Origin of the sequence: Pedobacter sp. Leaf216 (assembly GCF_001421515.1) — a bacterium.
In the GTDB taxonomy this organism is placed as follows: Bacteria; Bacteroidota; Bacteroidia; order Sphingobacteriales; family Sphingobacteriaceae; genus Pedobacter.
The window spans coordinates 489873-504845 of the sequence record NZ_LMKM01000023.1 but is presented as its reverse complement, the minus strand read 5'-3'; the positions used below and the strand labels follow the sequence as shown (position 1 = coordinate 504845).

13 protein-coding genes are annotated in these 14973 nt (G+C 37.9%); all 13 read left to right on the top strand.

The features are described 5' to 3' along the window. The first annotated feature begins 5 nt into the window (after positions 1–5). Positions 6–878 carry a glycosyltransferase gene (locus ASE74_RS17400; RefSeq protein ID WP_055911730.1) on the top strand — a complete coding sequence of 291 codons (873 nt, stop codon included), beginning with the start codon at positions 6–8 and terminating at the stop codon, positions 876–878. Between the two features lie 6 nt (positions 879–884). Then, on the top strand, positions 885–1979 hold the full coding sequence (locus ASE74_RS17395; RefSeq protein ID WP_055911727.1) for a glycosyltransferase family 4 protein: 1095 nt from the start codon (positions 885–887) through the stop codon (positions 1977–1979). Continuing rightward, the gene (locus ASE74_RS17390; protein WP_082458831.1) at positions 1976–3193 is read left to right on the top strand and encodes an O-antigen ligase family protein; all 1218 of its coding nucleotides are present in this window, start codon (positions 1976–1978) and stop codon (positions 3191–3193) included. Before ASE74_RS17395 ends, ASE74_RS17390 begins: the two co-directional genes overlap by 4 nt. Before the next feature lie 19 nt (positions 3194–3212). After that, the gene (locus ASE74_RS17385) at positions 3213–4487 is read left to right on the top strand and encodes a DegT/DnrJ/EryC1/StrS aminotransferase family protein (protein WP_055911721.1); all 1275 of its coding nucleotides are present in this window, start codon (positions 3213–3215) and stop codon (positions 4485–4487) included. After that, entirely contained in the window at positions 4484–5086 is a 603-nt protein-coding gene (locus ASE74_RS17380; RefSeq protein ID WP_055911718.1) for a sugar transferase, read from the top strand. The genes ASE74_RS17385 and ASE74_RS17380 overlap by 4 nt, the downstream gene beginning before the upstream one ends. 6 nt (positions 5087–5092) lie before the next feature. Further along, positions 5093–6193, top strand: coding sequence for a glycosyltransferase (locus ASE74_RS17375; protein ID WP_055911715.1), 1101 nt, complete (start codon positions 5093–5095; stop codon positions 6191–6193). Between the two features lie 20 nt (positions 6194–6213). Beyond that, the gene (gene asnB / locus ASE74_RS17370; RefSeq protein WP_055911713.1) at positions 6214–8055 is read left to right on the top strand and encodes an asparagine synthase (glutamine-hydrolyzing); all 1842 of its coding nucleotides are present in this window, start codon (positions 6214–6216) and stop codon (positions 8053–8055) included. Position 8056: 1 nt separating this feature from the next. Continuing rightward, entirely contained in the window at positions 8057–8953 is an 897-nt protein-coding gene (locus ASE74_RS17365; protein WP_055911711.1) for a hypothetical protein, read from the top strand. A gap of 8 nt (positions 8954–8961) precedes the next feature. Next, positions 8962–10044, top strand: coding sequence for a glycosyltransferase (locus tag ASE74_RS17360; RefSeq protein WP_055911708.1), 1083 nt, complete (start codon positions 8962–8964; stop codon positions 10042–10044). Positions 10045–10167: 123 nt separating this feature from the next. After that, positions 10168–11247, top strand: a complete 1080-nt coding sequence (locus ASE74_RS17355) for an NAD-dependent epimerase (protein WP_055911704.1) — start codon at positions 10168–10170, stop codon at positions 11245–11247. Positions 11248–11478: 231 nt separating this feature from the next. Next, positions 11479–12876, top strand: coding sequence for a polysaccharide lyase family 1 protein (locus ASE74_RS17350; protein ID WP_055911701.1), 1398 nt, complete (start codon positions 11479–11481; stop codon positions 12874–12876). An 87-nt stretch (positions 12877–12963) separates the two neighbouring features. Beyond that, positions 12964–14109, top strand: coding sequence for a glycosyltransferase family 4 protein (locus ASE74_RS17345; protein ID WP_235526144.1), 1146 nt, complete (start codon positions 12964–12966; stop codon positions 14107–14109). A 53-nt stretch (positions 14110–14162) separates the two neighbouring features. Beyond that, positions 14163–14966, top strand: coding sequence for a phytanoyl-CoA dioxygenase family protein (locus ASE74_RS17340; protein ID WP_055911694.1), 804 nt, complete (start codon positions 14163–14165; stop codon positions 14964–14966). Positions 14967–14973 lie beyond the last annotated feature (7 nt).

The following is a 14973-nucleotide window of genomic DNA, read 5'->3' as shown; positions in this document are numbered from 1 at the left end:
CTGCAATGAAGAAAGAAGACAGTACCGAAATAATGGTGAGCATTTTTTGCATAACCTATAACCACAGTAAATTTATTGCCAAGGCACTTGATGGTTTTTTGATGCAGCAATGTAATTTCAATACCGAAATCATCATCGGAGACGATTGCTCTACTGATGGCACAACTGAAATTATTGATGCCTACGCAGCCAAACATCCTGGTAAAATTAAAAGGTTAAAAGCACCTAAAAATATAGGTGCCACGCAAAATGTAATCCGGGTTGCATTGGCAACAAAAGGTAAATATGTGGCCACTTGTGATGGTGATGATTACTGGTCAGATCCAAATAAGCTGCAAAAACAGGTAGATTTTTTAGAAAATAATCCTGATTATATTATGTGCTGCCATTATACACGCGAAATTAATTTTGATGATACTGAACTGTTTTACATGGACTTTAACCCCGTTCCGTTAACGTATAGCTTTAGTGATTTAATGATTAATAAACAGGTAGAAACAAGTACGGCAACCATTGTATACCGCAATACCGAAGCCATTAGGGAATTATATAAAAATGAGTGGTTTTTGAAGTGCCATGCCTGCGACAAATTTTTAAAATTGTATTCGACATGGGTTAGCGGAAAAAAGATTTATGTGCTACCTGAGGTGATGAGCTGTTACCGCAGGCATGGTGGTGGCATTTGGAGCCCTGTTGCATATGTACCTTTAAAGAAAATGCAATTGAGTGATTTCTATCTTATCGCCAGGATTTTTACTTATACCGGGTTACAGAAAGTTAAATTACTGTATTTCTATTTCAAAAAATATTTCCTTTTCGAAGTGAAACATAAAACGATTGGAAACGCTTTCCAAACCATTAAAACCATTGTAAACTGACGCCTGATGGATACTAAATTATGCTTCGTAATCAACAGTTTAGAAGGGGGTGGCGCAGAGCGGGTAATCAGTAACATCGCCAATAAATTTTATAGCAAAGGTTACACTGTTACGATGATTTGCCTAAATACAGCTGAAGTTAAATATAAGATGGATAGTGGGGTAAAAATTGTAAATCTGGTAAACAGGAAAAACGGTCAAAATTTTTACAATAGGTTAAAATATGCCTGGTTGACATTTTATAGGTTAATCTCGATTTTAAAAAGAGAAAAGCCTGCCTGTACCATTTGTTTTATGACATCAGCCAACCTTTGGGCGGGATTATGCTGCCTTATTTTGCGACTTCCTTATCTCGTTTCAGAAAGGATTACCCCTGACTATACGATAAACAAATACAACAAACTATTGCAGTGGATTTCTTTCAAGGTTTATAGCAAATCGAAAGCAATTGTATTGCCTGCAGGAGAAATGGGCAAAGGGTTTAAGCGCAACAAACTGTTCAAAACCCTTAAAAACTTTAAAACCATTCATAATCCGGTCAATAATTTTAAACAGGCTACTGCTGCAATGGTAAATCAAAAACGTTTTATACTCGCAGTTGGCCGTTTAAATCATCAAAAGGGTTTCGATTTATTAATTGATGCCTATTCCCGTTTACAGCATACGGATGTGGATCTATTGATCTCCGGAGTGGGGCCTGAAGAAGCCAGTTTAGCGCAGCAAATTGTTGCCTTAAAGTTGGAAGATCGGGTGAAATTAATTGGTTTTAAATCCAACCTCCAGGATTACTATACGCAAGCTGAGGTTTTTGTGCTTTCATCAAGAAATGAAGGTTATCCAAATGTATTGGTAGAAGCAATGGGAATGGGTTGTGCCTGCGTTGCAATGGATTGCGAATTTGGTCCTTCAGAAATTATTAACAATGGAATTAACGGCCTTCTTGTTGATAAAGAAGATGTAGCAGCACTTTCAGAAGCGATAGCTAAAATTCTTAATAACAATTTATTAAGAAAAAATATTTCTGAAAAAGCAAAGTTAATTAACGAAACAAATTCAATCGAAAGAATTTCTGCCAATTGGGAACAACTCATCATGTCATGACGAAAAAAATAATGTTTCTCCTTTTGTTGTTCGCGTATGTTTATGCAACCACATTCAACATCTTCATGACGGGTGTATTTAGAATTCCGGCGCCCATGGTTTTCCTGGCGCCGCTAATCTACTTCTACCGTACCAAAGAAAAATCTTTCAGTTATGGCAAAGAATTGTTTGTTTTCTTTATTGCAGCACTGTTTTTTTACCTGATTGGTCAGGCTGATGTAACAGGCTTTTTTGCCCTTTTAATCGTTGCAAGTTGTTTTGCATTGCTTTTTAACTACGTTATCGGCACCGATTTAAAACGAATGAATATTGCAGTTTGGTTTTTCTTTGGTGTTTTATTGCTCTCCGGAATAATTATGTTTATCGATCACCAGTATAATATGGCACCCATCAGGTCGCTATTGGTGCAAGAAGATGTATTACAGGCACCGGCAGGTATTTCTACCACCATTTTTACATTCGGCTATCAAATGGCCGCTTTAACTCCTTTTTTGGTCATTAATGCAATATTATTTAAAAGAAGCTGGTTAATTAACCTGTTGTTATTTGGGCTGTCGCTCTGCCTGATTTTCTTTGGCATGCAACGTTCGGTTCTGGTTGCGTTTGCAATAGTAACCGGGCTGTTTTTTTTAAGTTATTACAAAGCTAAGTCAGTTTTAATTTTTGGTGCTTTATGTGCGCTATTTTTTATAGCCCAAAGTTCGATAGAGCAGTTATCGGAAGGTAAAAAGCAACAGAATATTCTAAATAAAAGTGCAGAAAACGCAAAAGGAAAAGAAGAACGCGGTGATTTAATGGGTGAAAATATCGAAATCATTACCGATTATCCTTTTGGTTTATTGTTTTATGGTAAAACCTGGAATGATGTGGTTCAGCATAATTTTGTATACAAAAAAGGACCTATCGTAATTACCTCTCATAATGCTTATTTAATGTTTATTACCTATTTAGGGCCACTATTGGGCATTATTTTGCTTGTTTTATTGTACCGAAAGGTTGGCAAGATCATTTTTTACGCTTTTTTGCACATCAAAGATAAAAAGAATGCTTTGCTAGTTTGCTTAAGTTGTTCATTTATAGCCATATCGATTAACTCGTTTTTTCATAACGAATGGTTGCTGGCTACAAGCGGGCCTACCTTATTTCTCTACTTTGCCATTTTACAACTTTCAAAAATAAAAATGGAAGACCCACTTCTGGTCACATATAATTAACACAATTAAATTGACGAATATGAATATCCCATTCTCTCCGCCTTATATCGATCAGTCGGTTATTGATCAGGTATTGGAAACACTTAACGATAAATGGATTACCACCGGACCAAAAGTTAAAGCCCTTGAGCAGGAAATTAAAGTAATTACAGGTACTGATGAGGTAATCTGTGTAAACTCATGGACATCGGGTGCTATATTGATGTTAAAGTGGTTTGGTGTTAAAGCTGGCGATGAAGTAATTGTGCCTGCTTTTACCTATAGTGCTACAGCATTGGCAGTTATGCATTGCGGTGCAACGCCTGTAATGGTAGATGTGTTGGATGATTTTAACATCGATCCTGAAAAGGTTGCTGCGGCCATAACCTCAAAAACAAAAGCCATAATTGCTGTTGATATTGCAGGCTGGCCTTGTGATTATGCAGCTCTTAAAGAGTTGATTAATCGGTTCGACATTAAGAAAAAATTTAAATGTAAATCTGATAAACAAGCTTTGCTTAAACGAATCTTATTGATTTCGGATGCAGCACATTCTATTGGTAGTTTGTATTACAATAGGCCTGCTGCACAAATGTGTGATGTAACCATATTTTCTTTCCATGCGGTTAAAAATATCACAACGGCCGAAGGTGGTGCCATTTGCTTAAATCTTCCGGCAGCATTTGATCCTCAGGCAGAATACAGCTATTTAAAAATGTATACGCTTAATGGACAGAACAAAGATGCGCTTTCAAAATCGAGAGGTGCCGGCTGGCGTTACGATATTCTATTTCAGGGTTTAAAGATCAATATGCCAGATATTTGCGCCGCAATTGGCTTGGCGCAGATCAGGAAATATAACCAGGAACTTTTGCCGCAACGGAAAAAAATTGCACAGCAATATTGTGATGGCTTTGAAAATGAAGATTGGTTTATTGCTCCGCCTTTAGTAAGTACCCAACGCGAATCCTGTTACCACCTTTTCCCCTTACGGGTGAGCGGTTTAAAGGAAGAACAGCGCGATCAGGTAATCGACGATCTGGCTTCTTTAGGTATAGCGAGCAATGTTCATTTTATCCCGATGCCAATGCTTACACTCTTTAAAAATTTAGGTTATAAAATTGAAGATTATCCAATGGCCTACCAAAATTATGCCTGCGAAATCTCCTTACCCATTTATCCGCAGTTAACAGCATCAGAAGTAGAATTTATCATTACTTCGGTAATCAGTTGTGTGCAAATTCAGTTAAATAGCCATTTAGCACTAGATGAAGATGGATTTTCTAAACACAAACAAATGGCAGTAGCATCATGAAAATAAACAAGAAAAGAATATTCGACGTGGTATTTGCAATCTTCTGTTTGCTTTTGTTCAGTCCGCTTTTAATTCTGATTGCAATTTTAATTAAACTCGATTCAAAAGGACCGGTGATTTTTAAACAGATCAGGGTTGGCAGAAACATGAAAGATTTTCATTTGGTGAAATTCAGAACCATGTATGTAACACAGCGCAGCGATAGCCTGTTAACTATTGGAAACCGGGATAGCCGCATTACACGCATTGGCTACTGGTTGCGCAAGTATAAACTGGATGAGCTGCCACAACTTATGAATGTTTTAAAAGGGCAGATGAGTTTTGTGGGGCCAAGGCCTGAAGTACGGAAATATGTTAACCTCTATAATGAAGAACAACGTTACGTATTATCTGTAAAACCGGGCATTACCGATTGGGCTTCAGTAGAATTTTGCAATGAAAACGAACTCCTTAAACATGCCGAAGATCCAGAAACGTATTACATCGAAAGGATTATACCAGCAAAAATTAAACAGAATATGCGGTACATCAACGAACACGATATTCTAACTGATTTTAAAATTATCTGGCTAACGATTAATAAAATTGTGATCAACTAAAATAGTATGTACGCGTTACAAAATATTATTAGCGAAGATGTTAAGCATAAAAAGAAAGTCTTTTTTGTGCTTAGCTCACTCACCTCTGGCGGATCGGAAAGGGTATTCTGGAATTTGGCACAAGGCTTTAATAAAAACCGTTTTGATGTAACCATCATCATCCTTGATTCTACGGTAAACTGTTTCTCGATGGATTTACCAGGAGTACGTTTTATTGATTTAAAAACCAGAAAAGCTTCAAAGTCGTTTTTTGCCCTTTACAATGTATTGAAAAACGAATCTCCGCATGCTGTTTTTTCAACTACGGATCATATAAACATTCTGGTTTCGCTTGTTGGCAGGTTTTTAAAAATCCCGATGCTTATTGCCCGTGCATCTAACATTCCGCACGAACAAAGGCTATATGAAGGCTTTAAATCAAGGTTTTATGAACTTTTTGCCAGTGCAAGTTACCGGGGCTATAAACAGATTGTTTGTCAATCAAACGAAATGAAACAATCGCTGGTAAATACCTATCGCGTTAACCAGCAGCTCATTAAAGTAATTGCCAACCCGGTTTTGCCGACCAGTAAATTAAAGGAATTTAAAACACCCGATAAGATTTATAAATTGTTGGTAGTGGCGCGTTTTGCCCTCGAAAAAGGCCTGGAAAGATTGGTTGATATTATGGCTGGTTTGCCCGAAAATTACCACCTCGATTTTGTAGGCACCGGAGTACTTAAAGAGAAGATTGCCGCTAAAATTCGCGATTTGAAACTCGATCATCGGCTTAAAATAATAGGAGAAATTAAAAACATTCACGAAGTAATGGTACAGCATGATTTAATGGTGCTAAGTTCATACACTGAAGGATTTCCTAATGTTGTTTTAGAAGCCCTTACCGTTGGCCTGCCTGTGGTAACCTTTAAAGTGAGCGGCATACCGGGGTTAATTTTAGATGGTTTTAACGGTTATGTTATTGAACAAGGCGATTTAGCCAGGTTTAGGGCAAAAATTATCCAGGCCTGCACAAAAGATCACTGGAAACCTTCTAAAATAAGAGAAAATGTTTACCAAAAATGCGCACTCGATAAAATCAGTGCAGCATATGAAGAATTAATCAGTTAACCATCTTAATTTTTATTGTTATGTGTGGAATATACGGCACAACTATACCTTACTCAGACGGAACAATCCGCCAGAAAATGGCAAGGATCAGTTTTCGCGGTCCCGATTATACAGGGGTTCAACGCTACGATCAAGTTGTTTTTGCGCATAACCGCCTGGCAATTATCGATCTTGATGCCCGCTCAAACCAGCCGTTTTCCTATTTGCATCTTCATATTGTTTTTAACGGAGAAATATACAATTACAAAGATATCAGAAGAGAATTAGAACGTAAAAACTACCAGTTTAGCACCAGTTCTGACACCGAAGTAATTTGTGCTGCTTATTTAGAATATGGCGCAGCCTGCCTTACCCGTTTTAACGGAATGTTCGCTTTTGTAATTTACGATACCCGAAAAAATGAACTTTTTGGTGCAAGAGATCGTTTTGGCAAAAAGCCATTTTATTATGCTCATCACCATGGATCGTTTGAATTTGCAAGCCAACCATCACAAATTAGCATTGATAGGAGCTTAACTGTTGATGAAGATGCCATTAGCCAATATTTAATCTGGGGATATGTACCAGAGCCACAATCTATTTTTGCGGAAGTAAAACAGCTGCCTGCCGCAAATTATTTTACTTACGACCTGGGCAGCCATAAAATTAAAATTACCGAATACTGGACACTTGATTATGGATGGAAGAACAAGTTTATAGGCACTTATGATGAAGCAAAAGAGGCTTTGGAACTGATCCTTACCGATGCTGTTAAAATCAGGATGAATGCAGATGTGCCGCTTGGTGTTTTTTTATCAGGCGGGATAGATTCGTCGCTTATTGCTGCGCTGGCCACGAAAGAGATCGATCATGTTAAAACTTTCTCTATAAAATTTAACGAAAAAGGTTTTGATGAAAGCGCTTATGCGGCACAGGTAGCCAAACATTTAGGCACCGATCACCATACAATTGAATGCAATTATGATGATGGAATTAAACTGATTGAAAACTTCAACCGTTACTATGATGAACCTTTTGCAGATTCGAGTGCCATACCAACCATGCTGCTCAGCAAAAATACCAGGCAGCATGTTACCGTTGCCCTTAGTGGCGATGCCGGTGATGAAGCCTTTTTGGGCTACCACCGTTATAAATGGATTAAACAAGTAAATAGCCTGTTTTATGCCCCACATGGCGTAAGAAAAGCGTTGGCAGGTTTAATCAATCACTCGCCAAGCTACCGCCATAAACTTATTGCCATGGGCATATCGATGGAAGATGTAGAAAAACTCTATGTAAAAATGTTCGGCAATATGGAAAACTCATGGGTAAAACAACCCGATTTAGCAAAGTTTAATCCATTGATGCATATTCTCACCAATCCATCCAAACCGTTATTGGAGCGGATTTCTGATTTCGACATTAAAACTTATTTAAATGGTGATATCAATACCAAAGTAGACCGTGCATCAATGGCATTTTCATTGGAATCGCGTTCTCCTTTAATGGATTACCGGGTAATGGAATTTGCAAGAAGTTTGCCCACATCCTTTAAATATACCAGCGGAAACCAAAAACGGATTTTAAAAGATTTATTGTTTGATCGGGTGCCTGCACAGTTGTTTGATAGGCCAAAAGCGGGTTTTACCATGCCGTTTCAAAATTGGTTCAGAAATGAGCTTAAAGATTATGTAATGGATAATTTATCAGCAGATAACCTGAAAAACATTCCTGGCATCCACTTAAAAAGAACACAGGAAATTATTAACGAACACATGAGCGGGAAGTGGAACAGGTACCCTCAAATATGGAAATTGTTGGTGCTTTCGCAATGGCTGATTAAAAATAAATCAACCGCCCGTCAAATTCCATTAGTAGCCTAATATGATGAATGCAACAGTTAACCTCTTCAATAAAATTTTTGCTGCTGATAAATGGAATATCGGCTATGTGCACCAAACGGCAGAAGAGCTGATCAGGACTAAAAAGCTTGCCCCATCCATCAACTGGTTAAAAGAAGACCGCGTAGATTATGCTGCAGATCCCTTTGTGGTAAATGTGAATGATAAACCTCGGATTTATTATGAAGAACTCGATTTCTGGAAAGGAAAAGGAGAGATTATGGTAATTGATGGTTTTGATTTTAAAAATAAACAGAAAGTAAAGGGCATTAAACCTGGTCAGATTCATTTATCCTATCCTTATTTAATTGAAGAAAATGGTGTTTTGTACTGCATCCCCGAAACCTCCGCAGGAAACGAAGTTGCGCTCTATCAAATAGATGAGGAAAACCCCAGCCAATTAATTAAAATAAAAGTATTGGTGAGCGGAAAAGCTTTTGTAGATAGTTCTGTCATTTACCATGCCGGTAGCTATTGGCTTTTTACCAGTGTATCCGGAGATCATCAACACCTCTACATTTACCATTCAAAAACTTTGGATGGCCAATACACGGGGCATTATCTAAATCCTATCCCTGTAGAAAGAGAGTATTGCAGGGCTGCTGGCAATCTTTTTAAGGTTGGTGGATCACTTTATCGGCCAACGCAGAACCCAAGCAATTGTTATGGGGGATCAATTATCATCAACGAAATAGAAAAACTTAACGATAAGGAGTTTAAAACTAGCCTTCAGTTCGAAATATTACCTGATAAAGCCTACAACCAGGGATTGCATAACATCAGCTTCGCTCATAATATTATCGTAATAGATGGCAAACGCAAAGTACTCAGTATGATAACGCCCTTTAAGAAGTTTGTAAGGAACTTTAAAAACAGATAAACAACCGAATGACTATCGCTCCACAAAAAATAATTCTCATTTCACTTACTGATGCGCCAAATGGTGCAGAAAATGTACTGTTAATGATGGCTAATGCTGCTGGGGGAGAAATGTACTTTTTAAAAAAACATCCTTTTTCGGGACTCAAAATTTCTGAACAGATTACAAAGCGGTACCTTTCAAAGCATACCATTTTTTGGGGTTTTATTAAACTGACCCCCATGCTGAGAAAATTTAAAAAAGATGATGTAGTAATGAGCACGCATCCTTATTTAAATGCCTTTTTAGGTTTTTTAAAAAGAATCGGTTACCTCAAATCAAAATTGATTGTACGCGAATGTACGTCGGTATTTACCCGTTTTACCGGAATAAAAAAAAGCATCTATAAAATTATTTACCGCATGGGTTACCCCGCGGTAAATTTAGTGGTTTGCCAAACCGAACTGATGAAAATACAGCTATTGGAACATAACAGATTCCTGGTAGCAGGAAAGGTACTGGTGCAGCCAAATCCGGTTGATTTTGATAAGATTATCTCTAAATCTACCCAACCGCTGATTAATGGTGATGCAAAACTCGAATTTATCTGCTCGGCAGGCCGGCTGATCCCTGAAAAAGGGTTTCCGGTTTTGATAAGAGCTTTTAAACTGCTAAAGCAGGCGCATCCGGAAATGAAATTACTTTTATTGGGAGAAGGAAAAGAAAGAGCAGTACTCACCAGTATTATCAAGGAAAATAATTTAGCTGATTCGGTTTTTTTAAAAGGACAAATCGATAATCCGGTTCCGTATTTTAAACAGGCTAAACTTTGTGTAGTATCCTCTATAAAAGAAGGTTTCCCAAATGTACTGTTAGAAATGATGTCGGTAAACAATGCAGTGGTGGCCACACTTTGCGCCGGGGGGATTAACGAAATTCCGGCAATTGCCAAAGTGGAGGTGAACAATGTAGAAGCACTTGCCGAGGCGATGGGTAAAACCCTTAAAGGCCAAGCAAATCACAATGCTGAAATCACCATGCAGTATTTGTATGGCCGTAAGCCCGAAATATTTGCGCAATCTATTCTGAGTGCGCTAAAACAACAAAACTAAAACCCAAAAAATATAAACAATTATTACTGCATTGCTAATGGGATGCATTCTTGCGTCCCGAAAAAAACGAAAACTAAGCCCTTTGAACGGGCAATTCTTAACAGTTTCTCAAACTCAAACTTTATGAAAATTTTAATTACCGGTACAGCCGGATTTATTGGTTTCCACCTGGCAAAACGCTTATTGGAAAGGGGAGATGTTGTTGTTGGCGTTGATAACATTAACGACTATTACGATGTAAACTTAAAACATGCCCGTTTGGCCCAAAGTGGTATCGATCATCATCATCTGGTTTATGGAATCCCTCAGGTTAGTGATAAATATGAAAATTATACTTTTATAAAATTGGACATCTGCGATAAAGAAAGCCTAGAAAACTGTTTTAAAACCTACCAGTTTGATGCGGTATGTAACCTGGCTGCTCAAGCTGGTGTACGCTATAGTCTTACCAATCCAGATGCATACATTGAGGCCAACATTAAAGGTTTTTTAAACGTTTTAGAATGTAGCCGCCATTTTAAGGTTGGTCATTTATTGTATGCAAGTTCATCCAGCGTGTACGGCTTGAACAAAAAAATGCCTTTTTCGGCACATGATAATGTAGATCATCCGGTTTCATTATACGCCGCCTCTAAAAAGAGCAACGAATTAATGGCGCATGCCTACAGCCACTTATTTAATTTGCCAACTACCGCTTTGCGTTTTTTTACCGTTTATGGTCCGTGGGGCCGCCCGGATATGGCTCTTTTTCTATTTACCAAGGCAATTTTGGAAGGTAAACCGATCGAAGTTTTTAATAATGGCGAGATGAAGAGAGATTTCACTTATGTGGATGATATTATAGAAGGTATCGTAAGAATATTCGATCAGCCTGCACAGCCAAATCCGCACTGGAACAATCAAAATCCTGATCCGGCAACCTCTGCAGCACCCTTTGCCGTATTTAACATAGGAAGAGGAGCACCCGTTAACCTGCTTGATTTTGTAGAAGAAATTGAGAAAGAAACCGGATTAACAGCACAGAAAATTTTTATGCCGATGCAGGATGGCGACGTAGCCGAAACATCAGCAAATATTGATGATCTTAAAAACCTGCTCAATTATGAACCATCAGTATCCGTGCATGAAGGTGTGAAGAATTTTGTAAACTGGTTTACAGCTTTTTACCACCCAGATTTACAAGTTTCGCTCAAAACAGCATAACATGCAATCTGGTTTGTCATTTATATGTAAACTAGGTGTATAATAAACTACTATATCTTGAATAATTAAATCTTCATTTTACAATCTGTAAGCAATTGGTTTACAGTATAAATAATCGTAAATATTATTCCTATTAATTAATTATCAGCGTTTTACCTGCATTTTCTTAGATATACTCATTTATCGCGCATAGCGTTAAGTTGTAAATTTAAAAAAATAAAAATGCAGAGAATGACAAAATTGTTTAGAGAAGTGAGTTTAATTGGTTTAATATTAATGACAGTTATTTTTTTTAGTAACTGTAAAAAAAGTGTGAAAGCAGATGATGTGCTGGTTGATAGTACTCAGCTGTTTTCGAAAGATTCGAGCGCGGTATTGGCCGCAACCAGTGGCAGTACTGGCAAGTTAAGCCTTTCAGGATTAAAATCAGAAGGTGGTTACGCCTTTAAAATTGCACAATCAATTTCTGGTGGTGATAGTGAAAGCGCAAAAGAGCAATCAGTATTAAGGTTATTTGAAAACGGTGTAGAAATTGGCCCTGCCCATAGCGTACACGATGATATAAGAAACATTGGTAAAGGTAGGTTTAGCCATTGGGGCACCACGGTTATATTTTCAGCATCTGATAATTCAGACCCGAGAACAAACGGCCGTTCTTATACTTATTTAATAGGCGGTACAAGCGCAGCTTTGCCTCCGGCAGAGGTACAAACATCCAGCACACCAGCAAACACCACAGTTAATGCAGCGTTGGTAGGTTATGCTTTGGTAAATGGTAAAACAACCGGTGGCCAGGGCGGGGTAGAAACTACTGTAAGCACTTTGGCGCAGTTAAAAGCTGCACTTGGCGATAATGTAACCCGTACAGTTTACATCAATGGTACCATTAAAGGCGCAGGTACCGATCCGGTTTATGTTAAATCCAACAAATCCATTATTGGTAGATCTGGTGCTGTTATAGAAGGTGTTAACCTATTTATTTATACGGTAAACAACATTGTAATTCAGAACATTACCTTTAAAAATTATGTAGAACAAGCTGCGGTACAGATTAAAGAGGCTGCCCACCACATTTGGGTAGATCATTGTGATTTTTCTACAGACCGTTCACGCGGTTGGGAATATTGGGGTAAAGACATTACCATTACCAGAGAATCTGATTATGTAACAGTATCATGGAATAAGTTTCACGATACAAATTTATCTGTGCTGATTAGCGGCGGTATTGAAGGTCATGAATCCGATAAGGGAAAATTACACATCACCATGCACCATAACATGTGGTACAATGTTACCGAGCGCGAGCCTTCAATGAATTATGGAAGTGTGCATATGTTTAACAATTATCACCTTAACAATGCCGGTTACTCTATCGGTACAAGAGCAGGTGGTATTGTAAGAACAGATAACGAATATTTCTCTAACTGTGCCAAACCTTTAACAACAAAAGTAGCAAGCGATCCTGAAGGATATTTTAGTGGCATTAACACCAATATTTACGATAAATGTGGTGCAAACAATATAACGACGACAGTTTCTAACTGGATTCCAGATTATGATTACAAATCATTCCTTAACGATGCAGCCAGTGTGCCTGCCATTGTTATGGCTAATGCTGGTGCCAGATAAGTAAACCAAAATCTTCATATTTTTTCTGCAAAAAGCCACCTGGATAGGTGGCTTTGCAGTTTAAATTAAAATTTTGAGATGATGAATATGACCAAAAAAAAGATTTTTATCGTGTGCGATTCTTCCAGGTCATTGCTCGATTTTCGCGGCAAACTTATCGAAAAGATGCAGCAGCACAACCAGGTGTATGTTTTTACACCTAAAATAGAACTAGAATCGGTTCGGAACAGATTAAAAGAACTCCAGGTAATTACTTACGAAAGTAAGCTAGATGGCAGTAATGTTTCTGTCTTATCCGACCTAAGGTTTATTTACTCACTTTATAAACTAATCAGGGCAATTAAACCCGACGTTTTTTTTCCTTACACTTTTAAACCGGTTATTTATGGCTCATTTTTAGCCAAAATATGCAAGGTTAAATTAATTGCCCCAATGCTCACCGGGTTGGGCTATAATTTTACAGAGAATAGCACCAGTAACAAACTGATTGTTAAAATAACCCGGTCATTGTTAAAGTTAAGTTTAAAACCCAATCCCAGTTTAAATATCATATTTCAGAACAAGGATGATTCTGAGCGATTGATTGATTTAAAAATCCTAAATAAAAAACATCAGGTATATGTGGTAAATGGCTCAGGCGTAGATTTAAGCCACTACAACTACTCAAAACCAAGTACATCGCCCATTACCTTTTTAATGGTATCCAGATTGATCAATGCAAAAGGAATAAAAGAATATTACGATGCTGCAAAACTGATCAGAAGCCGCTTTCCGTTAACTGTTTTTAAATTAATTGGTCCTTATGATAGCAATATAGATGCAATTACCCCTGCCTTATATCAGGAAATAGCCTCTGGAGATACCATACAATACATGGGGCAGGTTGATGATGTGCGGCCAGAAGTAGAAAGTTCTTCTGTAATGGTGCTTCCATCTTATTATGGCGAGGGTGTACCAAGATCTGTACTGGAGGGAATGGCCATGGGAAGAGCGGTAATTACCAGCGATTCTGTGGGTTGCCGCGAAACGGTTAATAACGATCCTAAACAGGCTAACGGCTTTCTTATCCCGGTTAAAGATGCCGGTGCACTGGCCAGTAAAATGGAGTACTTTATCAATAACAGTGATGATATTATTGCTTATGGAAACAATGGGCATCAATTTGCAAAGGCAAAATTTGATGTAAACATTGTTAATGCAGCACTTTTTAAGATTATGCAATTACAGGCCTAAACAGCCCGTGCACACAAATAAACTAACCAAATAAATAAACTAAACCTTAAACTGTGAACAATACATTTATTTACAAACGAGCCACCTTAGCCGATTTCAGAGAAGCTATAGATGAGTATGGATGGGTTGTATATGAAAAAGCAATCAGTCAGAAATTAATTTCAGAAATCACCACAGGTTTTGAAACATCTTATCTTTTAAGGAGAGAAATACAGGTTTTGAATGGAATTGATGAAAATATGGAGGGTACGCTGCATCATTTGCTCGAGAAAGACAATTTTGCAATTGAACTTTTGAGCAAATTATACTGCCACAGGGAAATTCGCGATTTTTTGGGCGGTAACTATATCCTCAATGGCATTAACGGGGTAATTAACTCCAAAAAAAGTAAATCTTATATCCAGAATATCCACCGTGATGTGCGCACCTTTTCATCCGAATCGAAATTTATGATCCAGATGATTATTGTACTTGATGATTTTACCATTTTTAATGGAGCCACACATTTTCTTTCAGGTTCTCATAAGCTGGATATTAAGCCTGATGAAAAGCATTTTAAGGCTTTTTCTAAACAGGCCATTGCTAAAAAGGGGAGTATCATCCTCTTCGATTCCAATATCTGGCATGCCGGAGGAATCAATTTTACCCGTAAACACCGCAGGGCTTTAACGCTGGGCTTTACAAAACCTTACATTAAACAACAGTTCGATTACCCTCGTTTTCTGGGTTACGAATTCGGCGAAAAAATAGATAGCGATTTAAGGCAGATCATTGGCTATAATGCCAGGGTGCCAGCCAGCTTACAAGAATATTACAGGCCGGTAGAAAGCAGAATGTATAAAACAGATCAGGGATAGATGCTAT

Excerpts from the sequence above, each read along its gene's own strand:
- ASE74_RS17355 (WP_055911704.1), top strand. The coding sequence starts at position 10,168 with ATGAAAATTTTAATTACCGGTACAGCCGGATTTATTGGTTTCCACCTG.
- ASE74_RS17400 (WP_055911730.1), top strand. The coding sequence starts at position 6 with ATGAAGAAAGAAGACAGTACCGAAATAATGGTGAGCATTTTTTGCATA.
- ASE74_RS17385 (WP_055911721.1), top strand. The coding sequence starts at position 3,213 with ATGAATATCCCATTCTCTCCGCCTTATATCGATCAGTCGGTTATTGAT.
- ASE74_RS17375 (WP_055911715.1), top strand. The coding sequence starts at position 5,093 with ATGTACGCGTTACAAAATATTATTAGCGAAGATGTTAAGCATAAAAAG.
- ASE74_RS17390 (WP_082458831.1), top strand. The coding sequence starts at position 1,976 with ATGACGAAAAAAATAATGTTTCTCCTTTTGTTGTTCGCGTATGTTTAT.
- asnB (WP_055911713.1), top strand. The coding sequence starts at position 6,214 with ATGTGTGGAATATACGGCACAACTATACCTTACTCAGACGGAACAATC.
- ASE74_RS17380 (WP_055911718.1), top strand. The coding sequence starts at position 4,484 with ATGAAAATAAACAAGAAAAGAATATTCGACGTGGTATTTGCAATCTTC.
- ASE74_RS17345 (WP_235526144.1), top strand. The coding sequence starts at position 12,964 with ATGACCAAAAAAAAGATTTTTATCGTGTGCGATTCTTCCAGGTCATTG.
- ASE74_RS17360 (WP_055911708.1), top strand. The coding sequence starts at position 8,962 with ATGACTATCGCTCCACAAAAAATAATTCTCATTTCACTTACTGATGCG.
- ASE74_RS17395 (WP_055911727.1), top strand. The coding sequence starts at position 885 with ATGGATACTAAATTATGCTTCGTAATCAACAGTTTAGAAGGGGGTGGC.
- ASE74_RS17365 (WP_055911711.1), top strand. The coding sequence starts at position 8,057 with ATGATGAATGCAACAGTTAACCTCTTCAATAAAATTTTTGCTGCTGAT.
- ASE74_RS17350 (WP_055911701.1), top strand. The coding sequence starts at position 11,479 with ATGACAAAATTGTTTAGAGAAGTGAGTTTAATTGGTTTAATATTAATG.